This window comes from Treponema sp. (assembly GCF_017430385.1).
Taxonomy (GTDB): domain Bacteria; phylum Spirochaetota; class Spirochaetia; order Treponematales; family Treponemataceae; genus Treponema_D.
In genome coordinates, this window is record NZ_JAFRNB010000080.1 from 1 (window position 1) to 20,497 (window position 20,497).

Annotated in this window: 20 protein-coding genes, 4 tRNA genes and 1 other RNA gene; 20 read left to right on the forward strand and 5 right to left on the reverse strand. The window is 45.7% G+C overall.

Annotated features, from left to right (window positions below; all coding sequences use genetic code 11):
* The first annotated feature begins 77 nt into the window (after positions 1-77).
* From IJJ71_RS05475 to cmk, 4 genes are all read left to right on the forward strand, one after another.
* Positions 78-2,063: an InlB B-repeat-containing protein gene (locus IJJ71_RS05475; protein WP_296845811.1), complete on the forward strand. Its 1,986-nt coding sequence runs from the start codon at positions 78-80 to the stop codon at positions 2,061-2,063.
* A 264-nt stretch (positions 2,064-2,327) separates the two neighbouring features.
* Entirely contained in the window at positions 2,328-2,582 is a 255-nt protein-coding gene (locus IJJ71_RS05480) for a type II toxin-antitoxin system RelB/DinJ family antitoxin (RefSeq protein ID WP_296845813.1), read from the forward strand.
* 107 nt (positions 2,583-2,689) lie between these two features.
* Positions 2,690-3,559, forward strand: coding sequence for a YicC/YloC family endoribonuclease (locus IJJ71_RS05485; RefSeq protein ID WP_296845815.1), 870 nt, complete (start codon positions 2,690-2,692; stop codon positions 3,557-3,559).
* Between the two features lie 218 nt (positions 3,560-3,777).
* Positions 3,778-4,335 (forward strand): (d)CMP kinase, encoded by a 558-nt coding sequence (gene cmk, locus IJJ71_RS05490; protein ID WP_296845816.1) that lies wholly within the window; start codon positions 3,778-3,780, stop codon positions 4,333-4,335.
* Between the two features lie 65 nt (positions 4,336-4,400).
* Here cmk and IJJ71_RS05495 read toward each other — a convergent pair whose 3' ends face one another.
* The 5 genes from IJJ71_RS05495 to IJJ71_RS05515 all read right to left on the reverse strand — a co-directional run bounded on the left by IJJ71_RS05495 (position 4,401) and on the right by IJJ71_RS05515 (position 6,984).
* Positions 4,401-4,772, reverse strand: a complete 372-nt coding sequence (locus IJJ71_RS05495; protein ID WP_296845817.1) for a hypothetical protein — start codon at positions 4,770-4,772, stop codon at positions 4,401-4,403.
* Between the two features lie 122 nt (positions 4,773-4,894).
* Positions 4,895-4,967 (reverse strand) — tRNA-Gly (locus IJJ71_RS05500).
* 6 nt (positions 4,968-4,973) lie between these two features.
* Positions 4,974-5,046, reverse strand: a tRNA-Phe gene (locus IJJ71_RS05505).
* A 93-nt stretch (positions 5,047-5,139) separates the two neighbouring features.
* On the reverse strand, positions 5,140-6,549 hold the full coding sequence (locus IJJ71_RS05510) for a CCA tRNA nucleotidyltransferase (protein ID WP_296845818.1): 1,410 nt from the start codon (positions 6,547-6,549) through the stop codon (positions 5,140-5,142).
* A 12-nt stretch (positions 6,550-6,561) separates the two neighbouring features.
* Positions 6,562-6,984 (reverse strand): hypothetical protein, encoded by a 423-nt coding sequence (locus tag IJJ71_RS05515; RefSeq protein ID WP_296845819.1) that lies wholly within the window; start codon positions 6,982-6,984, stop codon positions 6,562-6,564.
* A gap of 86 nt (positions 6,985-7,070) precedes the next feature.
* On the opposite strand from IJJ71_RS05515, the gene IJJ71_RS05520 reads away from it, so the two are divergent.
* The 16 genes from IJJ71_RS05520 (at position 7,071) to mrdA (ending at position 20,481) form a co-directional block, all read left to right on the forward strand.
* Positions 7,071-7,445 (forward strand): chorismate mutase, encoded by a 375-nt coding sequence (locus tag IJJ71_RS05520; RefSeq protein WP_296845820.1) that lies wholly within the window; start codon positions 7,071-7,073, stop codon positions 7,443-7,445.
* A 103-nt stretch (positions 7,446-7,548) separates the two neighbouring features.
* Positions 7,549-7,621 (forward strand) — tRNA-Thr (locus tag IJJ71_RS05525).
* 19 nt (positions 7,622-7,640) lie between these two features.
* Positions 7,641-7,722 (forward strand) — tRNA-Tyr (locus tag IJJ71_RS05530).
* Between the two features lie 184 nt (positions 7,723-7,906).
* Positions 7,907-8,824, forward strand: a complete 918-nt coding sequence (locus IJJ71_RS05535) for an MBL fold metallo-hydrolase (protein WP_296845821.1) — start codon at positions 7,907-7,909, stop codon at positions 8,822-8,824.
* Positions 8,821-9,021: a hypothetical protein gene (locus tag IJJ71_RS05540; protein ID WP_296845822.1), complete on the forward strand. Its 201-nt coding sequence runs from the start codon at positions 8,821-8,823 to the stop codon at positions 9,019-9,021. Before IJJ71_RS05535 ends, IJJ71_RS05540 begins: the two co-directional genes overlap by 4 nt.
* Complete coding sequence (mltG, locus tag IJJ71_RS05545; protein ID WP_296845823.1) at positions 9,018-10,091, forward strand: endolytic transglycosylase MltG; 1,074 nt, start codon at positions 9,018-9,020, stop codon at positions 10,089-10,091. The genes IJJ71_RS05540 and mltG overlap by 4 nt, the downstream gene beginning before the upstream one ends.
* Before the next feature lie 3 nt (positions 10,092-10,094).
* Positions 10,095-11,921, forward strand: coding sequence for a DNA primase (gene dnaG / locus IJJ71_RS05550; RefSeq protein ID WP_296845824.1), 1,827 nt, complete (start codon positions 10,095-10,097; stop codon positions 11,919-11,921).
* On the forward strand, positions 11,899-13,680 hold the full coding sequence (rpoD, locus tag IJJ71_RS05555; RefSeq protein WP_296845825.1) for an RNA polymerase sigma factor RpoD: 1,782 nt from the start codon (positions 11,899-11,901) through the stop codon (positions 13,678-13,680). Before dnaG ends, rpoD begins: the two co-directional genes overlap by 23 nt.
* Positions 13,681-13,806: 126 nt before the next feature.
* Entirely contained in the window at positions 13,807-14,673 is an 867-nt protein-coding gene (locus tag IJJ71_RS05560) for a zinc ribbon domain-containing protein (protein WP_296845826.1), read from the forward strand.
* 25 nt (positions 14,674-14,698) lie between these two features.
* An RNA gene (gene rnpB / locus IJJ71_RS05565) (RNase P RNA component class A) lies at positions 14,699-15,100 on the forward strand.
* A 19-nt stretch (positions 15,101-15,119) separates the two neighbouring features.
* Positions 15,120-16,082 (forward strand): tetratricopeptide repeat protein, encoded by a 963-nt coding sequence (locus IJJ71_RS05570; RefSeq protein ID WP_296845828.1) that lies wholly within the window; start codon positions 15,120-15,122, stop codon positions 16,080-16,082.
* A 23-nt stretch (positions 16,083-16,105) separates the two neighbouring features.
* Positions 16,106-17,149 carry a rod shape-determining protein gene (locus IJJ71_RS05575; RefSeq protein WP_296845829.1) on the forward strand — a complete coding sequence of 348 codons (1,044 nt, stop codon included), beginning with the start codon at positions 16,106-16,108 and terminating at the stop codon, positions 17,147-17,149.
* Positions 17,150-17,169: 20 nt separating this feature from the next.
* Positions 17,170-17,466, forward strand: a complete 297-nt coding sequence (locus IJJ71_RS05580; RefSeq protein WP_296845831.1) for an MreC domain-containing protein — start codon at positions 17,170-17,172, stop codon at positions 17,464-17,466.
* Positions 17,463-18,053, forward strand: a complete 591-nt coding sequence (gene mreC / locus IJJ71_RS05585) for a rod shape-determining protein MreC (RefSeq protein WP_296845843.1) — start codon at positions 17,463-17,465, stop codon at positions 18,051-18,053. Before IJJ71_RS05580 ends, mreC begins: the two co-directional genes overlap by 4 nt.
* 10 nt (positions 18,054-18,063) lie before the next feature.
* Positions 18,064-18,573: a rod shape-determining protein MreD gene (gene mreD, locus IJJ71_RS05590; protein WP_296845832.1), complete on the forward strand. Its 510-nt coding sequence runs from the start codon at positions 18,064-18,066 to the stop codon at positions 18,571-18,573.
* A complete protein-coding gene (mrdA, locus tag IJJ71_RS05595; protein WP_296845833.1) occupies positions 18,574-20,481 on the forward strand; it encodes a penicillin-binding protein 2 in 1,908 nt (635 codons plus the stop codon).
* Positions 20,482-20,497: the final 16 nt, after the last annotated feature.

Consider the following 20,497-nt stretch of genomic DNA (forward strand, 5'->3'; position numbering starts at 1 on the left):
GACCGTCTTCTGTTGTCGCATTCTCGGCAACAGGGGCGGTCTTTTTATTTTTAAATCATTTCATTTGGAGGAAAAAAATGAAAAGTAAGAGAGAGATTGCCCGGTCAAGCCGGGCAATGACAGGACGCTCGTCATTCCCGCGCATGATAAAAGGACTTGCAGCCTTTCTTATGGCACTTGCCCTTGTATTCACCTTCGCCTCGTGCAAAACAGAGTCGGAGGAAGAAACCGTTTACCGCACCGTCACCTACAGCACGGAGCATGCCACTGCACCAGAAAAGCTCACGGTAGCAGACGGCACAGCCCTTACGGCAGAGCAGCTGCCCGCACTCACTGCGGAAGGCTACACTTTCGGCGGCTGGTATGACGGCGACACAAAAGCCGAAGCCGGCTACAAAGTGACTAAAGATGTCACACTCACGGCAAAGTGGACAAAAAACACCGTTACTCCCACACCTGATGACGGAGAAGATGACGGCGGCAACACAAGCGAAAACACAAAATACACCGTAACATTCACCACGAACGGCGGAACGGCAATCACATCACAGAAAATAGAAAGCGGCAAGACCGCGACAGAGCCGGCCTCCCCGACAAAGGAAGGCTTTACCTTCGGCGGCTGGTTTACCGACAGCAACTTTGCCACTGCCTTCACTTTCAGCACGGCAATCAAGTCAGACATCACGCTCTACGCAAAGTGGATTGAAGCAAGCAAGCCTACCTACACCGTAACATTCAGCGTGGACGGAGCCGAAACCACACAGATTGTAATCGAAGGTGAAAAAGCCTCAAAGCCGACCGACCCTACAAAGACAGGTTACACTTTCGACGGCTGGTACAAGGACGACACAAAGTTTGACTTCGAAACAACAGTCACCGCAAATCTCACACTCACGGCAAAGTGGACGCCCATAACCTACACCGTCACTTACGAAGGTCTGAACGGAGCGGAAAATCCCAATACCGCCACAAGCTACACGGTTGAAAGCGAGACAATCACTTTGCAGAATCCGACAAAAAGCGGTTACACATTCGTTTGGATGAACGGCTCTGATGAAGTGACACAAATCTCAAAGGGAAGCACTGGCAACATCACCCTTACGGGAAAGTGGACTGCAATCAGCTATGAAATTACTTATGTTCTGCCAGATGTGGTAACAAATCCGAACACGGTAACGAGCTACACGGTTGAAACTGAAACAATCACTTTGCAGGATTTTAGCCACGCTGATTACACATTTGAAGGATGGTTCGATGCTGAAACCGGAGGAAACAAGGTTACAAGCATACCAAAAGGTAGCACGGGTAATAAAACGCTCTACGCACACTGTACATGGAAATGGATAGGCACAAAAAATCCGACAACGGCAAAAGCTGTGGGCGACATCGTGTTCTCGGACGGCTCGGCGACGGCGTACACAAGCGGCTTGACCTTGACAAGCGAGCAGATAGCGGCGGCGGTCGCGGTCATTTTCTACGCTGGAAGCGCGAGCGACACGCTCGGAGCAAAAACGCTCGGCGTGGGCTTGCAGAACGCAACAGGAGATGGCAACACGCGCTCATGGGCACCAGAAAACACGACAGGTTACACCACAAACTTCACGGACATCCAATGTACGCAAAGCGAAACCGCCCCAAGCGACGACACGGCGTATTACAGTTACACATCTTCAACCAAGACCTACTATGTCACGGGCGATTTTGACGGCAGCGACAACTGGGAAAAAGTATGCGCGGCTGACAGCACGGCAAGCGAAAACGCGGCGACAAACTACCCTGCGTTCAACTGGGTGAACAATTACGGTAATTCCCTCACGGGCGATATGGCGACGGGCTGGTATTTGCCGAGTGTAGTGGAGTTGCGAATTTTGTACGATAACAAGGACACCGTGAACAGTGCGCTTGAAAAAGCCGGTGGAACGAAAATCGACATAGGCTATTGGTCGTCTAGTCAGTACGCTTCCAACAATATCACTGCTTGGGATGTGTATTTCGCCAACGGCTCCTTGTACTCCAACCCCAAGTACGCCGACATATCAGTTTGTGCAGTCCGTGCTTTTTAGCGGCGCGGGCGCACAGCCCTCTTAGGCAAACACGGCATGGGAAAGAAAGCCGCCTTCACGGGCGGGGGCTTTCCCATGGGTGTGTGCGGGGGGGCAATGACAGGGCGGATGGCGTAAGCCGTCATAAGAGGCCGCAGGGGTTCTTGCGGCCTCTTTTTTATGAAAAAAAATTGATTTTGGTAGTAAAATGCAGGAACTGTAAAATCAATGAGAGGATCGATATTTTTATATGCAATTTCATTGCTTTTATCTTACAATGTAAATATGGAGTATATGAGAACGGCAGTAATTCAGACAAGGGTTGATACAGCCCTAAAATATGATGCAGATGCTTTTTTCGAATCCATAGGAATGGATACAACGACGGCAATACGCATTTTTCTGAAGCAGACTTTAATCCAGCACAAAATACCCTTTGAGATTGTTCAGGACAGCTCATTTTATTCTGAGAAAAATAAAAAGGCACTGGAACATTCAAAAATGCAGATGGAAAACGGGCAGCATTCAATCAACTTATAAAGATTATTCAGTGTAAAAATCATTATGATGATAAATAAAAACTGACAGTGGAAAAAAATGCCTGAATATGCTAGAATAATATGTTCAGTGAGGTTTTTTGAATATTTATGAACAGCATGACAGGCTACGGGTTCAAGGAATCCGTCATAGAAAACACACAAATCAGCGTCGAAATCAAGAGCGTCAACAACCGCTTTCTTGATTTGAACATAAATCTTCCTTACTTTCTAAATCCCCTTGAAGCAAGGGTGCGGAAGCTGGTCTCAGAGAAAATCGTCCGCGGCAAGGTTGACGTCACAATCCGCGTCAAGGATATGGCTTCCACCGCAAAAGTCACTGCTGACCCGCAGGCGGCAAAGATGTACGCCGAGGCCATCGGTCAGATTGCCCTTGCCCTTGGGAAAAAGGCCGAGGATGTCCCCCTTTCGCTTATCGTGAATCAGGAAGGTGTCCTCAACATCACCCACGAATATGATGCGGATTCTTACTGGGCAAAGATTGAGGGCATTTTCAACGAGGTTTTTGAGCAGTTCATTTCTGACCGAAAGCGTGAGGGTGAGAACCTTAAAAAAGATTTGCTTGCAAAACTTGATGTTCTTGATTCTTGTGCCGCTTTCTTTAAGGAATGGCAGCCGAAAATGGAAGAAAAGTTCCGCGAGCAGATTACAACGAGGTTCAACGAGCTTCTGGGCGACAATGTTGACGAGAATCGCATAATGACGGAAGTGGCGGCCATGATGGTGCGCTACACTATTAACGAGGAGATTATCCGCCTGCACAGTCATCTTGCAGCTTTGCGCAAGGAATTCAGCGATAATCCTGTTCCAGGCAAGCGAATCGACTTCATCTGTCAGGAAGCAAACCGCGAAATCAATACAATCGGAAGCAAAAATCAGTTCACTGAGGTGGGCGCAATGGTTGTAAATGCCAAGGATGCGCTGGAAAACATCCGCGAACAGAGCAAAAACGTGGAGTAGAGGGAACCACAGATTACACCGATTACACAGATTGAAAATTTTGTATGCGGAACTTATCCGTATTTGGGGAAGCGACTCGCAAAAGAAAGAAAAATACATAATCTGTGACATCTGTGTAATCTGTGGTTAAAAAATATATAAAATCTGTGGATGAAATCTGAATTCCCTCTGTGGACTCTGTGCCCTCCGTGAGGAATTTTTATAAACAAGGAGAAATTATGTCAGAATACAAACTTAAAAAAGAACTTCGGGTCGCTATTTCTGGAAAATCGGGCTGCGGAAACACTACTGTTTCCACAATGCTTTCAGAAAAGCTCGGAATCAAGCTCATAAATTACACTTTCCGCCAGCTTGCGGCAGAAAAAGGGCTTACTCTTGCTCAGGTAATTGAAAACGCAAAGAATGATGACAGCTACGATGTCGCCGTTGACACACATCAGGTTGCCCTTGCTCAGGCCGAGCCTTGCGTTCTAGGGAGCCGGCTTGCAATCTGGATGCTCAAAGAAGCTGATGTGAAGGTTTATCTCATCGCAAGCGACGACACCCGTGCAAAACGAATCCTCAACCGTGAGGGCGGGGATTTGCAGCAGATTAAGGACTTCACAGCGATGCGTGACCGTGAGGACAGCGCGCGCTACATGAAACTCTATCAGATTGACAACAACGAGTACGAATTCGCCGATCTCAAGATTGATACGGCCACTCGCACGCCGGAGATGATTGTCGAGATGATTCTTGATTACCTTGAGAAACGTGATTTCATCGAAAAGAACTAAAAATCTTAGTTTGAAACTTGGAGCTGCCTTTGTAGGGCGGCTCTTTTTTTTCAGAAAAAAATGTCTTACCAGATTTCTTTTCTTAGGTCGGCACCGGTTTTGCCTGGCATAAAAATGACATTTGAGGTGTCAACGACTTTTTTGAGATAGTCCATAGTCGGTATCATTTTGCCTTCATGCAGCAGCGGCCTCATGAGCCACGACCCTGCCAGGTATACTTTGCCGTCGCGCCCTAAAGTCATGTAAAGCTCTTCTTCAAGCTGGTCCATATTTTTCTGGATAATTTTGCTTACGAGGACTTCTTTTGGAAAAGGAAGGTTCCCGCCTTTTGCCGCAACTTCTGCATCAACATTTGAGCTGATTGTGGCTTCCAGGGCTGAGTACATTGCAAATTCGATGTCGCTTTCGACGGATTCTGTTGATTCTGTTAGTTCCATAGACGAAAAACTATTTTTATTTAACTGAATTATATCATGAAGCGGGGAAAAGACAAGGGCAAAAATTAACGAAAAAATCCAGTTGTAAATAAAAAAAACTCCCAGCATTTGCTAGGAGTTTCAGCGGCAGAAGGGAGTCGAACCCTCGTCATCAGCTTGGAAGGCTGAGATAATGAGCCGTTATATGACTGCCGCAAGAAATGCCAGCGATTGGAATCGGACCAACGACAGGCAGATTTTCAGTCTGCTGCTCTACCAACTGAGCTACACCGGCTTGTTGTCTCGTGACGGTGTTAAATATATACCTATGCAAAAAAAATGTCAACATCTTTAACAAAAAAATTAAAAATTTTTTCATTTTTTTTTATCAGACATTTTTATTTGCGATATTTCTTGCCACCGTAAGGAGTTGCTCCCTTTCATTCATTTCCGGGTCGTCAAGAACGCACTGAAAAAGTTCGTTGAGAATGAAACCGAGCTGTTTGCCTGCTGGAATCCCGGCCTTAATCAGGTCGTTTCCGTTCACGGCGAGGTCTTTGAGGGAGAGGGCTGTTTCCTTGGACTGGACTTCCTTGATACGCTCCCGGAGGATGAAAATCTTCTGCACTCCGTCATTCATCGGGTCAACCTTGTGCCTGTGCATTCCGTAGATGTCGGCGATTCTGAGAGAGAACAAATCCTCGACGCATTCAGGCTTCACGCGCACCAGAAATCTCCTGACTGCGGCCGCGCTCCAGTGCTCCTCAAAGAAGAACATGTGCTGCTCGATTAGATGGCAGACCTGTGCTATCGTGTTGTTCGAGAAACGGAGCCTTGTGAGGATTTCTTTTGCCGCCTTTGCCGAATAATGCTCGTGCCCGTGAAAATGAATCTGCTCGACAAAAGAACCTGAGCCTTTGGGATATTCGACCTGTTCGACTCTTTTCGCCTCTTTTTTGCCGATGTCATGGAAAAGGGCTGCCAGGCGGACGATTTCATTGTCTCGTGGCGCACCGTCGCAGGCGTAGAGATTGTGGTCGAGAACATCGAATTCGTGGAAGCCGCGCATGTCGGCCTGCTCGCAGCCTCTGCATTCCGCAAGCTCCGGAATGAATTCTTTTAAAATCCCTGTGTCTTCCATGCGGTGAAGGGCCAGCGAAGGCTCTTCTGATTTCAGGATTTTTTCGAATTCATCGCGGAACCGCTCCATTGAGATTGATTTTATCTTTTCCTGAACTTCCGGTAGTTTGATTGCGCTGAAAGTTTCGCTTTCGATTTCAAAATTGAGCTGGCTTGAAAAACGGATTGCTCGGATTGGCCTTAGTCCGTCTTCCAGGAACCTGTCGCGTGCGTTACCGACCGTTCGTATTATTTTTGATTTTATATCTTTCTGGCCGTCGAATGGGTCGATTATTTTTCCGTCGGTGAGGGAAGCTGCGATTGCGTTCATCGTGAAGTCCCGGCGCGAGAGGTCATCGTTCAGCGTGGCGTTGAAGCTTACTGAATCCGGGTGCCTTCCGTCTGAGTAGCCTGACTCGCTTCTGAAAGTTGTCGCCTCGATTTCGCTCCCCATGAAGTGAATCGTGATGGTTCCGTGCGCGATTCCAGTTGGGATTACCCTGTGGAATATTCTCATCATCTGCTCCGGGGTTGCGTTCGTCGTTACATCCCAGTCGCTCGCTTCTTTTCCTAAAAGGACATCCCGGACGGCTCCTCCGACGAGATAAGCCTCAAATCCGTTCTGCATGAAAATTTCGTTGAGTTTTTTGAGTGTTTCGGGAATCTGTATGGATTTCATGAGAAAATTATATCAGAAAGAAATGCCTTCTGAAAGTAAATTTATCGTGAGCGAGAGAATGGAGAGGGCTGTGCTTGCTGCAAAAATGATTATGTAGCAGATGAGGTGGATTATCAGCTTGAGCTTCTTGATTTTTATCAGGTAGAAAATACATTCTGCCGTGGCTATCGCCGAGAAGAACGAGAGGGCAATTGCGTTGCAGGTGATTATCTTGAGAATCAGCGTGAGGTTCGAGTCGAGGAAAATCTGCCTGTTCCCAGTGATGAAGAAGATTCCCGTGGCAATCAGCGTGAGTAAAAGAAATACGTTTGTCCTTCGCGTGAGCCGGAGAAGTGGTGGTAGTCGGCGTGATTTTTGGTTGGGGAGTTTTTGTGGCTCCGGTTCGGAAAGAGACTCTAGTTCTTCTAATTCCTCTATTTGTGCCGTTTTTTTCATGTTTCTTGAATCGACCCCGCCAAAAAGTTATAATGACTTATAGTATATCAAAAAAAACATTCATAAAAAAGGTATCAGGAGAAAATATGGAAAGGGTCTTTGCGATTCGTGGTGCGACAGGAGCTGAGAATACTGCCGAGTCAATCAGGAATAATGTCTGTGAGATGTGCCTTAAGCTGTTCGCTGAGAACGGTCTTGCTCAAAAGGATTTTGTCTCGATTCAGTTTACGGTTACGGATGATTTGGATGCGATGAATCCTGCCGCGGCTTTGAGAAAAGGTCAGGATCAATTTGATGTTTCTGAGATTCCTCTTTTCTGTTCTCAGGAACCTAAGGTTTTGGGTTCTCCTGAAAAAATGATTCGCCTTCTCGTTACGGCCTATATGGACGAGAATGCTAAGCCTGTTCCGGTTTATATCAACGGCGGCGAGAAGCTCAGGCCTGATTTTGCGAAAAAATAAAAAAAACAAAAATTTTTGAAATTTTTTAGTTTTTCCTGTTGACACTTTTTTGCGGTTGGTATAATATACTACTCGTTCGCAACGCACTGTTGCAAAACAATCTGCTGCTTTAGCTCAGTTGGTAGAGCACGTGATTTGTAATCTCGGGGTCGTGGGTCCAAGTCCTACAAGCAGCTTTAACCGAAAAGGTTATTTGGGGAGTTCGCATAGCGGCAATTGCGGCGGACTGTAAATCCGCTCCCTTTCGGGTTCGGGGGTCCGAGTCCCTCACTCCCCACGAAACGGTCTTGATTAAGTTCAAGGCCGTTTTTTTTATGTCTGAAAATCTTTATCTTTGACAAACCCCGGTTATCTGATTATAATTAGGAAGATATTATCTTTAAAAAGTTTTCGCCCTGTTATTGGGGTGTGCTTTCGGAAGAGCAGATGGGGTCACATCGGTGAATATACATTTTTGGGGGGTGAGAGGGTCTATTCCGACTCCTTTGTCATCTCAGCAGGTTCGTGCAAAACTTATCGCTGCGTTACGGCGCATAAAAACAGAGGATATTGAGTCCGATGCGGCTAAGGAAAAGTTTGTTTCCTCTTTGCCGTGGTGGATTTCTGAGACTGTCGGAGGAAATACGCCTTGCGTTGAGGTAACGCTTAAGAGCGGTTCCCGGCTTGTCTTTGATGCAGGTTCTGGCATGCGCGTGATGGGTAAGCTTTCCGATCTTCCTTCCGACAGACATTATCATCTTTTTATGTCGCATTTTCACTGGGACCATATTCAGGGGCTTCCGTTTTTTGACAGCGCGTACAATCCGAACATAATCTTTGAAGTCTATTCTCCGTTCCCCAACATGAAGGAATTTTTTGCAAAGCAGATGGTTGCCCCTTATTATCCGGTTGATTTTTCTGCTGTTGAAAAACATTTTAATTTTCATCAGATTGAGCCGGGGCAGGTTCTGAGCATCGGAGGGGCCGAGGTTTCCTGCGTCAAGATGTCTCATCCGGGAGATTCTTTCAGTTATGCCGTTGTTGAGGACGGACATAAATTCGTCTATGCCACGGACATAGAGCTTGGCTCAAAGGATTTTGTTCATACTGAAGGCCGGTCGAAAATCTTTAAGGAGGCCGATGTGATGCTTATTGACTCGCAGTACACCGTTGAGGAAGCCCTGCGCAAAGTCAACTGGGGACATTCTGCATTCTGCTATGCGATTGATTTCGCCGCCGCATGGAAGGTTAAAAAAATGTACATGTTCCATCATGAGCCTACTTATGATGACCGCAAGCTTAACACCATCCTTGAATCTGCTGTCTGGTATGCCAATTATGTTTCCAGCAGCACGCTGAATATTGATATCGCAAGGGAAGGAGATGAGTTCGTTCTATGACAGGTTCTTGTGTTTCTGAGAATCCCTGCTTCTCGTTGGATTACAGTTTCAATGCGGAGGAGGTTCGTGCTCTGGCCAGACTTTTCCGAAAAAATCAGGATGCTCTTCCAGACGCGCTTTTTGTTTTTGCATCAAAAATTGAGCGTGAAATCTATAACTCTATGTCCATTGATGAGGCCGAGTCTTTTTATTCATGAAAAAAAACAAGCATAAAAAAAATCCTTTTCTTTCTTTCGTTTTCTCTTTTGTGGCGTGCGTTGTGCTCGCCGTTCTCGCATGTTTCCTCGCTTTCAGACTTTCACTTTCCGCGCCTGATCAGAAATCCGCGGCCAAGCAGGTTCGCGTGGAAATTCCTTCCGGTGCGAGCGTGTCAAAAATCGGTGAGATTCTTGTCGATAAGGGGCTTATCCGCTCTGACCGGGCATTCTATATTGCCGCTCGTTTTCCGTTCCTTTCGATGAGGAATACTGTTCCTGTCCTTCAGTCCGGGTATTACAGCCTTGATTCATCCATGTCCGCGGTTCAGATTATGGATATCCTTGAGTCGGGCAAGCAGGATTGTATCAAGGTTTCGGTTCCTGAGGGGTTCTCTCTAAGAAAAATTGCCGCAATCCTTGAGAAAAATGAAATTTGTTCTGCAGAGGATTTCCTAGAGGCGGCTCATAATCCCGCTCTTCTTGAAAAATATTCGATTCCCGCAGAGACATTCGAAGGATTTTTGTTCCCGGATACATATTTTTTTGCGCCAGGAATGAGCGCGGACTCCGTGATTGCCATGATGGTGGAGTCTTTTTATGAAAAGGTTTCGGAAATCCCGTATTTCAAGGGAAAATATCCTTCGAATTTTTATGAAACCCTTGTTCTCGCGTCGATTGTTGAGCGGGAGTACCGTGTTGCTGATGAGGCTCCGCTTATCGCGAGCGTCTTTAAGAATCGCATTGATGCCGGTGTCGGTCTTTATTCATGCGCCACGATTGAGTATATAATCACGGAAATTCAGGGACGGCCTCATCCTGATGTAATCACTTACGATGACCTCAAGATTGACAGCCCGTACAACACATACAAGTGGGCGGCACTTCCGCCAACCCCGATCTCAAATCCGGGCATTGTGGCTCTACGGGCTGCTGCCGAACCTGCGAAAACCGACTATTTCTATTTTACCTTGACTGACTCTTCTGCTGGAAAACATACTTTCTCCAAGTCTTTCAATGCGCATGTCAAGGCGGGTACTCAGTTCAAAACTAAAAAATCTGGAAGCAATTAGCTGATGGAAGGAATTATTTCTCAGGAAACAATAGAAACGATTAATTCTCAGGCGGACATTGTTTCCGTCGTGAGCGATTATGTCCAGCTCGAAAATCGCGGAAATCAGTGGTGGGGCTGCTGTCCGTTTCATCATGAGAAAACTCCGTCATTTTGCGTGACCCCTGAAAAGCGGATGTATTACTGCTTCGGATGTCATGCTGGCGGCGGGGCAATAAATTTCGTCATGGAGATGGAGAAGGTCCGTTTCCCGGAAGCCGTTAAGATCCTCGCCAGAAAATTTGGCGTTGAAATCAAATATTCGAATAATTTTGTTCCGAAGGCCGATAAGCCTGACAATACGAAAGAACTTTACATAGATTTGTATAACCGTGTGGCTGACATGTTCCATTACGGCCTTTTGAAGACTGATGCGGGAAAATTCGCTCTTGAATACATCACGAAACGCGGAATCTCAATGGAAACAATCGAAAAATTCAAGCTCGGCTATTCTCCGGCGGACAGGGGCTGGCTCAAACGGTTCCTTAAGTCCAAGAACTTCAGCGACGAATTCCTTGCGAAATCGGGGCTTTTCAGCAAAAAATATCCCGATATAGCTTTTTTCTCCGACCGCCTCATGTTCCCGATTTTTGACAGGCGCGGGCAGGCCGTAGCTTTTGGCGGCCGTTTTTTGCGAGGAGATCCTGAAAAATCCCCGAAATATCTCAATTCTGGCGACTTGATTCAGTATCAGAAGGGCGAGACGCTTTATGCCTTCAACTTCGCGAAGAATTCAATCCGCGAGAACAAGAAAGTGATTTTCTGCGAGGGGTACATGGACTGCATTGCCTATCATCAGTGCGGAATCACTTACGCGGTCGCGCCTCTTGGAACGGCACTCACTGATGAGCAGATAAAAATCGTGCGGGGTTTTGCCGATACGATTTTGCTTTCCTTTGACTCGGACGGGGCGGGGCAAAAGGCGACCTGGCGGGCAATCATGATGTGCAGGCGGCAGGGGCTTACGGTCAAGATTATCCGGCTTCATAATGCGAAGGATCCTGCGGAAATTATGGTGAATTTCGGCGCAGATACCTTGACGAATGAAGTTAATTCCGCTATATTAGATAGTGATTATCTGTTGAGTTTTCTGTCGCAAAAGTACCAGAAGGATACTCCGGAGGGGAAAGCCAAGTTCGCGCTTGAGTTTTTTCCTTACATTGATGCGTTACAGACCGACATACAGAAAGAATCGAGTCTGGAGCTCTTGGGGCGGACTTTAAATATCTCCCTTGAGGCGGTAAGAAAGGATTTCAATAATCGTGAAGATGTAAAAAAACGAACTCTAAATATTCATGCGGACAGTCAGCAGCCTGTGCAGGAAGATGTCATTGTGAATTCCGAATTCAGGGCTGTGCTGGCAGTTTTGTCTGACACAAATCAGTTTGAGCTGATGAAGAGTCGTTTGACGGAAGACGATTTTGAGAATCCGTTTGCCAGAACATTGTTTTCTGTTCTTAAGGAGTGCTACGAGTCGGGGGATTTATCGTTTGTTTCAGTGCTTGACCATTGCAGGCATGCCGGCATAAAACAGAAAATCACTGAGTCGGTTTCCCGAGGGGAATTCTCTCAGTGTACGGCACAATCGGTTGCGGACAGCATAGAGCGGCTGGAAATCAACAGCCTCAAACGAAAGCGAAAATCAATCCTTCGACAAATGAATTCCTTGCAGGGGCAGCTCAGCATTCCCGCGAATCAGGAGCTGATGACGAGCCTGTTTGAGCAGAAGAAGCTTATTGACGAAAAAATTAATAAAAAAGGATTGGAATATGGATCAGGAAATGGATCCTAAAGTTGCGAAACTTTTAGAGTATGCCAAGGACAAGCAGATTGTTTCCTGGGATGAAATCAATGAAATTCTTGGTCAGGATTTCGTTAATTCTCCAAAAATGGAAGATGTGCTTCAGCTTTTAACCCAGAATAATATTCAGGTGATGGAAGAAGACTCCGACCTTGACGATGACACCGATGCGGATGACGAGGATTTGCTCGATGATGAGGATTCGGAAGGTGTCGGCGAGGGTGATGACGAGCTTGCCGCGACAAGGCTTGTAAACGGAGATAAAGACAGCAATATCGATGATCCGATTCGTCTTTACCTGCGTGAAATCGGTAAGGAAAAGCTTCTTACTGCCGAGCAGGAAGTCACATACTCAAAACAGATGGAAGACGGTGAGAACATCATTAAAGATGTAATCAAAAAGTCCGGAATGATGATTCCAGAATTCTTCGCAATCTGTCAGAAGGCGTTCGCCAAGATTGACCCGCATGAACCTGGCAAGGCACGAAAGGAAATCAATGAGGCTCAGGCCGAAAAACGCCGTCTCAAGAGCTATTACGGCGAAAACCTCAAGGCATGCAAGGAAAGCATGAAGGTTTACATGAACCTCAAGAAACAGCTCTTTGAGGCGAACCAGTCACGCGAAATATTTGAGAATGAGCAGATTATCGAGCTTCGTGCAAAGATTATTCCTGAGCTTCAGAAGATTGATATTCAGTCCGAGGAAATCGATAAATTCAGCGCGAAATTCGTTGAGGCTACTCAGAAAATCGGCGAGTACCGCCATAAGCAGGAACATAAGATGCGTGAGCTTCGCATTTCTAACCCTGCTGAGCTTCGAAGCCTTGGCCGTCGTCTCGCAATTCACTCTGAGGCCATAAAGCTTGAGAATGAGCTTGGCCTTAAAAGTGATGAAATCCGTGACATTTACACGCAGATTCAGAAGATTGACCGCAAGCTCCGCCGCATGGAGTACGATTTCGAAAACAATGTCGAGGAAATCCTCACTATGGCGGATGAAATCGAGCGCGGACGAAAAATGCTTGAGAAGGCGAAGAACAAGCTTATCAACGCAAACCTTCGTCTTGTAGTTTCGATTGCGAAGAAATACACAAACCGCGGCCTTCAGTTCTTCGATCTTGTTCAGGAAGGAAACATCGGTCTTATCAAGGCTGTCGAAAAATTCGAATACCGCAAGGGATATAAATTTTCTACATACGCAACATGGTGGATCCGTCAGGCAATCACCCGCTCAATTTCTGACCAGGCACGAACAATCCGTGTTCCTGTCCATATGATTGAGCAGATTAACAAAGTTGTCCGTGAAGGCCGTCAGCTCATGCAGAAGCTTGGCCGTGAGCCTACCGATGAGGAGATCGCACAGCAGCTTGGCTGGCCTGTTTCTCGAGTAAAGCAGGTTAAGAATGTTGCGCGCGAGCCGATTTCTTTGGAAACTCCGATTGGTGAAGAGGAAGATTCTCAGCTCGGAGATTTCATCGAGGATAAGGATGTTGAGAATCCTGCAAACCAGACGGCTTATACCCTCCTGCAGGAGCAGCTCAGGACCGTGCTTAATACGCTGCCGAACCGTGAGCAGGAAGTCCTTAAGATGCGTTTCGGCCTTGAGGACGGTTACAGCCTCACCCTTGAGGAAGTCGGCCTTTATTTCAATGTTACGAGGGAACGAATCCGTCAGATTGAGGCAAAGGCATTGCGCCGGCTCCGACATCCGCGGCGGGCAAGCAACCTTCGTGATTACATCGAGATGTAAATTGAATTAAAAACAAAAAATAGCCGTCTGTGATAGACACGAACGGCTATTTTTTATATAATCTTTCGGTACATTAATTGGAATTTCTAATTTATTTAGATTTCCGAGTTTTGAGGTCTTTTATATATGGAAATGACAGAAGTTTTTGACAAACTTAAATCCCTTCAGGATGTTTTGGTCGAGAAGTACGACTTGGAGAAGCAGATTGCCACATCTCCAAAGCAGCTTGACTCTCAGGATGAGCTTTTGGCCCGTCTTAAAAAAGAATATATCGAAAAAAACAAGAGCTATGAGGAGCTTAAGACTGAGGTTGACAGACTTAAGGCTGAGCTTTCTGCAGCAGAGGCTTCACGCGAGTCAGGCGAGAAGAACATGGACAACATTACTTCTCACCGTGAATACGAGGCTCTTGATAAGCAGATTTCCGAAGCTACTGAAAAAGAAGCAGCTATCCGAAAGGATTTGGTTCGTGAAGAGAAAAAACTTGCTGAGCTCGACGGCTCTTTAAAAGCTGATGAGGCTATGATTGCTTCTCAGGAAAGTGACTTGAATAACAGTAAGGCTGAGCTTGAGAATCAGATTCAGGGATATAAAAACCAGCTTGAGAACCTCAAGAAAGCAGAAGATGAGATTATTCCTGGCCTTGATCAGGAAATCGTATATAAATTCCAGCGTATCATTCAGCGCAATGCTCAGGGTATCGTTGCTGTTCGTAACGGTGTCTGCATGGGCTGCCAGATGATTCTTCCGGCTCAGTTCGCGAATGAAGTTCGTGCAGGCGAGAAGATTCTTTTCTGTCCGTACTGCTCTCGAATCTTGTTCTATCAGGAAGTTTCTCAGGATGAGGCTGAGGATTACTCAACTCTTGAGGAAACTGGTAGCCTCGCTGATTTTGATGATGATTTTGCTGAAGATCGTGAGGATGAGGACATTGAGGACGGCGACAACGAGAACAATCTCGATGACGAGAAATCAATGGCTTATGACGACTAAATCGTCTTTTATAAAAGTATAATTGCAGAAAAGATATAACCGTGCCTGACCTGCTCATGACAGCAGGTTCGGGTGAGGAAAGTCCGGGCTCCACCGGAAGAAACGCCGGGTAATAACCGGGCAGGGAAAGGAACTTGTTCATTGTGTGGGCATAAGCCTTTTCCTTGACAGATAGTGCCACAGAAAACAAACCGCCTTCGGGTAAGGGTGAAAAGGTGAGGTAAAAGCTCACCGCGGTTCTGGTAACAGGACCGGCAGGGTAAACCTCGTTTGGAGCAAGGCCAAGCAGTAGCCATGCTTTTCCGGGCTAAGGCTACGGGTAGGCTGCTAAAGGCTTCTGGCGACAGAAGTTTCGGATAGATGGTTATGCGTTCATTTCATTATGGAATGTACAGGACAGAACCCGGCTTATTTTCTTTTCTGTTTTTTTTATTGGTGGAACGGGGATGATGAAATTAAAGGCTCTGCAATCAAGGGAAATCTTTAAGAAAAAAAATCATTTTTTTAAGAAACTTGTCGTTTCCACCTTTATTTTGATTGCAGTGTCGTCAGGCGCATTTTTTGCATGGCGCGCCATCGATTCAAATCTGAACAACGGAAATTCAATAATCAATTTAAAGTCTAAATGGAAGAAATATGATTACCAGCAGGTTTACGATATAAGCTCGGCAATCCTGTATAAATCACCTTTCAATATCACTGCCAGAACCTATAACGGATATGCGGCATTTTTTCTTGCAGTTTCTAACAGTGATGTGGTTCAGTCTCTTGCCTTTATCGATGAGTCAATCAATTCTCTTCGAATAGCGTTGCAGGGAGCAAAATTCGGTTCAGTCTCTCAGATTGAATACATGCTTGGAAAGGCTTATTTTTACAAGAATCTTCAATCTTCTTACTATTATTATGCGGATTTAGCGGTTCATTACCTTCTTAAGTCCAAAAAGGACGGTTATAAGGCTGATGACATACCGGAATTGCTTGGGCTTAGCTATGCTTCTCTTGGAATGACAATGGAAAGCATCTCCGCTTTTACCGAAGCCCTGCTTGTCAGCGATGATGATATGCTTCTTCTTTCAATTGCCGAGCAGTATCATAATGTCGGGCAGGATAATGCCGCCGAGCAGTATCTGTTCAGAATTTCACAGAACTGCAAGGACGAGCAGATTATACTTAAAAGCCATCTTTTGATGGGAAATATTTATCTTGAAAGAGACCAATTCGATGAAGCCGAAAAAGAATTTAATTTTATTTTGGAAAAAAATGAAAATTCTGCTGACTCTTTGTACGGATTAGGTGTAATATATGAGAGTAGGGGTGATGTCATAAAAGCCCGTTCTGAATGGAGAAAGGCTTTGCGAATTCAAAATAATCATCCTCTCGCATTGAAAAAAATGGCTGATTATAAATAAAAAGTTTTGGGAGGACTTTTTTTATGGGTTTTTTGGACCGATTCTCAACTGATATTGGTATTGATTTAGGTACATGTAATACATTGATTTATGTGCGCGGAAAGGGCATCGTTGTTGATGAGCCTTCGGTAGTCGCCGTTGAAAAGGGAACAAAGCATGTCTGGGCTGTAGGTGCCGAGGCTAAACGAATGCTTTGGAAAACTCCTGGCAACATCGAGGCTATCCGTCCGCTTGCAGACGGTGTTATCGCAGACATTGACAGCTGTGAGAAGATGATTAAATATTTCATCTCAAAGGTTATCTCGCGTCACCAGCTCTTTAAATCTACCAGAATGAAAATCGGTATTCCTTCTTGCATTACTCAGGTTGAGAGACGAGCTGTAATTGAGACAGCCCTCAAAGCCGGAGCAAAAGAGGTAGATGTAATCGAAGAGTCTTTGGCTGCCGCAATCGGTGCTCAGATTCCAATCAACGAGCCTGCTGGTCACATGATTTGTGATATTGGTGGTGGTACAACAGAGGTTTCTGTTATTTCTTTGGGCGGCATGGTCGTCACAAAGGCAATCCGTGTTGGTGGTGATAAATTTGATGAAGCCATCATGAAATATGTCCTCAATGTTCACAACCTTCGCATTGGTCAGCAGACAGCAGAACGGCTCAAGATTCAGATTGGAAATGCCCTTTCTGACAAAGACAAAGCCATCGAAAAGATGGAAGTTCGTGGTAATGATGCGATTACAGGTCTTCCACGCCGCCTTGAAATCGACAGCGTAGAGGTTCGTGAGGCTCTTAAATCAACAGTAAACGAAATCGTCGAGCTTATAAAAGTCACTTTGGGTGAAACTCCTTCTGAGCTTGCCGCTGATATCGTTGAGCGCGGTATCGTTATGAGTGGTGGCGGAAGTATGCTCAAGGGATTGCCAAAACTTATTTCAAAAGAAACTGGTGTTCCTGTATTCCCGGTAGAGAAGCCTCTTGAATGTGTAGCTCTCGGTGCTGGCATGGCATTCGATTTGTTCAAGAATATGTCTTCTGACAGGGCTATTTACGACAATCTCAACGACTAATTCTTGACGGGTTGCTCTGCATGGCTTCTTCTAGACATTCATTTCGATTCGGTTTATCTGAACTTCTTCTCATTGTTTTCGTTGTCTTTTCTGGCGTAATGCTTGCGTTCCATTCCGGTGGCTTTGTGATTAACTTCCAGAGCCTCGGATTTACCGTTTTGTCTTCCGTTCAGAAAGGAGTTAGTGCGGTTGCTAACGGAGTCGGTGATACATTCAATGCAGTTCATGAGCTTGCTCGGCTCCGCGAGGAAAACCGTGAGCTTACTGAGCGGCTTAAAAATTATGAGATTCTACAGCGCGCGAACACTGACATATAAAAGAAAATGAAAGGCTCAAGGAACAGCTTGATTTTTCTCAGAGCTTTACGGAGCGCAATTATCCGGCTCAGATTATCGGAAGAAACCCTGACAGCTTGTACTCAGCTTTCACAATCAACAAAGGAAGCCGTCACGGAATCCGCAAAAATATGCCGGTTCTTGCCGTTCAGGGGGGAATCCTTGGTCTTGTCGGCAAGGTTGTCACTGTCGGTGTCGGAACGAGCCTTGTAATGCCAATCTATGATACAAAATGTTCGGTTTCGGCTCGAATCCAGAATACTCGTGATATCGGTATCGTTACTGGCGACGGCTCTTCGGATTCTCCGTTGGTTATGACTTATATCAAGAAGAGGGTATTGAATGAGCTTCAGGTTGGTGATTTGATCGTTACCAGCGGTGAGGGCGGCAATTACATCAGCGATATTCCAATCGGCTCGATTTCCGAAATTAAGGTTCTTGATTATGATTCTTCGTTAAACATAAAAGTTGCTCCCGTCATTGATTTTTCACGGATTGAAATGGTGATTGTCTCTGATTTGGAAAAACTAGGTACAGGCATTTCTTCTCAGCCTGCGACTGCTAAGTAGGGGGCGGGGTGTGATAAAGTCTTTTTCTGTTTCGGCATTGATTCTTCTCTGTTTCGTTGTTTTTGAGACTGCAATCCTTTCGAACATGCTTTTTCTTCCGGCTGTTCCTGATTTCCTTCTTATTGTAACTCTTTATGTTTCCGTACATAACGGAAGGCTTTTCGGAGTTTCATCAGGCTTCGTGTCAGGACTTTTCCTTGATTTTTTGAGCGCATCTCCGTTTGGACTTCACAGCCTTTTCAGGACGATAATCGGTTATATTTCCGGAGTTTTCAACAAAACCCTCAATATGGACGGAGTTTTTCTTCCTATTCTGATTGGTTTTGTCGCAACTTTGATGAAGGTCTTCATGATTTTCGTGATTTCGGTGTTTTTCCCGGATTCTGTCGTGCCTTATTCGCTTTTGTCAAAGTCATTTTTATTCGAACTTGCCGCAAATTCTATCCTGACTCCGCTTGTATTTAAATTCCTTGGCATTTTCAGTAATGTAATTCTTCTTGATCCGGAGCAAGTCTCGTAAATGACGAAGTTTTTTGAGTCCGAAAACGGTTCGGTTGAGCAGAACGCAAAGGTTGTTATTCTCGGCTTTTTAATTTCCCTTATTTTTGTCGTTTATGTGCTTAAGCTCTTTTCGCTTCAGGTTATTGAAGGTGCCCAGTATCGAAAACAGTCTCAGACAATCTCCAGCCAGGTAAAGACCATAGATGCCCAGCGTGGCGAGATTTTTGACAGAAATGCCTCAATGCCAATGGTCATCAATACAGATTCTTTCGCTATCGATTTGATTCCTGCTGAAATCCCTAACGGACATTATGATTCCGTGGCTTCAAGGCTTGCTTCTTATCTTGGAATCTCAAAACAGGAGATTGACCGCAAGGTTCCGGCCGGTTTGCGCCGTTCTTATACTGCGGTTGAAGTTCGCTCAAATGTCCCTTTTTCAGTAATCTCAAACATCGCTGAGAATGTCACAGATTTGCCAGGCGTGTCATGGAGGAGCAAGCCTGTCCGTAACTATGTCGAGACAGGCTCAATTTCTCATGTCGTAGGTTATGTCGGTGATATTACGAACGAAGAAGTTAAGGTAATGTACAATGTCACTGACAAGGATGGCCGCAGGGTTTATTCAAACAAATCAGTAGTCGGAAAAACTGGCATTGAAAAGCAGTACGACCTTCGCCTGCAGGGAATTCAGGGGCGGGAAAGCCGTACTGTCGATGTACGCGGTCATGTCCTTTCGGATGCGCCGATTGTTGAGCCTCCGCAAATGGGAAAAAATCTTGTCCTTACCATAGACATGCGGATTCAGGAACTTGCCGAAAAAGCTCTTGGTGAACGGGTAGGGGCTGCTGTTGTAATTCGTCCGAGTGACGGTGAGGTTCTTGCCCTTGTCTCATATCCTTTTTATGACCAGAATCTTTTTAACGATGATAATGCTGCTGCCCAGTATACAAGGCTTGCGAATGACCCGAACAGGCCTCTTCTGAACCGTGCCGTGAATGCAGCATATCCTCCTGCCTCGACATTTAAAATCATTATGTCAACGGCTATGCTTGCGGAAAAGGCTTTTCCTTCCTCAAAGGATGTTGAATGTACGGGCCGGGTTGATTATGGTAACCGAATTTTCCACTGTCATCAGAAGTGGGGTCATGGTTATCTCAATATGAAAGAAGCCCTTGCGCAGTCATGTGATGTTTATTATTGGGTAGTTGGCCGTGATTTCCTAGGTGTTGATAAGATTTCTTCTTATGCTAAGGAATTTGGTTTCGGTGAGAGCCTTGATATTGACTTGCCGGCTCAGCAGGCTGGCTTTGTTCCGACAGCACCGTGGAAGGAGCGAAAATATCATCAGAAATGGCTTGGCGGTGACACTATGAACATGTCGATTGGTCAGGGATACACTCTCGTGACTCCGCTTCATATTGCCAATATGGTCGCAATGGTCGCAAATTCTGGTAAAATCTATCGCCCTCATCTTCTAAAGGAAGTTCGGGATCCGGCTACTAATGAGGTGATTGAGCAGGTTAAGCCAGAGGTTCTCCATGAGTCAAATATCGATGATTCTGTCTGGCGTGAAGTGCAGAACGCAATGCGTTACACAATCACCGACGGAACTCCTGCTTTCCCGCTCAACAACAAGGTCGTCCAGATTGCCGGAAAAACTGGTACTGCTGAGGTTGGTTCCCTTGACCATTGGCATTCATGGATGGCATGTTACGCGCCATTCAATGCGCCGGTCGAGGAGCAGGTCGTTGTCGTTGTTCTAGTCGAGGCTACGAATGATTGGGAATGGTGGGCGCCTTATGCAACGAACATCATTTTTCAAGGAATCTTTGCGAACCAAAGCTATGAGGAGGCTGTTAATTCGCTTCCTGCAAATGTCCGTGAAGTTATAACATCCCGCAAGCATGTGGGCGCAAGACAGGAATAGGGAGAATACTATGAAA

Excerpts from the sequence above, each read along its gene's own strand:
- mrdA (WP_296845833.1), top strand. The coding sequence starts at position 18,574 with ATGACGAAGTTTTTTGAGTCCGAAAACGGTTCGGTTGAGCAGAACGCA.
- cmk (WP_296845816.1), top strand. The coding sequence starts at position 3,778 with ATGTCAGAATACAAACTTAAAAAAGAACTTCGGGTCGCTATTTCTGGA.
- IJJ71_RS05570 (WP_296845828.1), top strand. The coding sequence starts at position 15,120 with ATGATGAAATTAAAGGCTCTGCAATCAAGGGAAATCTTTAAGAAAAAA.
- IJJ71_RS05510 (WP_296845818.1), bottom strand. The coding sequence starts at position 6,549 with ATGAAATCCATACAGATTCCCGAAACACTCAAAAAACTCAACGAAATT.
- IJJ71_RS05515 (WP_296845819.1), bottom strand. The coding sequence starts at position 6,984 with ATGAAAAAAACGGCACAAATAGAGGAATTAGAAGAACTAGAGTCTCTT.
- rpoD (WP_296845825.1), top strand. The coding sequence starts at position 11,899 with ATGGATCAGGAAATGGATCCTAAAGTTGCGAAACTTTTAGAGTATGCC.
- IJJ71_RS05540 (WP_296845822.1), top strand. The coding sequence starts at position 8,821 with ATGACAGGTTCTTGTGTTTCTGAGAATCCCTGCTTCTCGTTGGATTAC.
- IJJ71_RS05560 (WP_296845826.1), top strand. The coding sequence starts at position 13,807 with ATGGAAATGACAGAAGTTTTTGACAAACTTAAATCCCTTCAGGATGTT.
- IJJ71_RS05575 (WP_296845829.1), top strand. The coding sequence starts at position 16,106 with ATGGGTTTTTTGGACCGATTCTCAACTGATATTGGTATTGATTTAGGT.
- IJJ71_RS05580 (WP_296845831.1), top strand. The coding sequence starts at position 17,170 with ATGGCTTCTTCTAGACATTCATTTCGATTCGGTTTATCTGAACTTCTT.
- mltG (WP_296845823.1), top strand. The coding sequence starts at position 9,018 with ATGAAAAAAAACAAGCATAAAAAAAATCCTTTTCTTTCTTTCGTTTTC.
- IJJ71_RS05495 (WP_296845817.1), bottom strand. The coding sequence starts at position 4,772 with ATGGAACTAACAGAATCAACAGAATCCGTCGAAAGCGACATCGAATTT.
- IJJ71_RS05475 (WP_296845811.1), top strand. The coding sequence starts at position 78 with ATGAAAAGTAAGAGAGAGATTGCCCGGTCAAGCCGGGCAATGACAGGA.
- IJJ71_RS05485 (WP_296845815.1), top strand. The coding sequence starts at position 2,690 with ATGAACAGCATGACAGGCTACGGGTTCAAGGAATCCGTCATAGAAAAC.
- IJJ71_RS05520 (WP_296845820.1), top strand. The coding sequence starts at position 7,071 with ATGGAAAGGGTCTTTGCGATTCGTGGTGCGACAGGAGCTGAGAATACT.
- dnaG (WP_296845824.1), top strand. The coding sequence starts at position 10,095 with ATGGAAGGAATTATTTCTCAGGAAACAATAGAAACGATTAATTCTCAG.
- IJJ71_RS05480 (WP_296845813.1), top strand. The coding sequence starts at position 2,328 with ATGGAGTATATGAGAACGGCAGTAATTCAGACAAGGGTTGATACAGCC.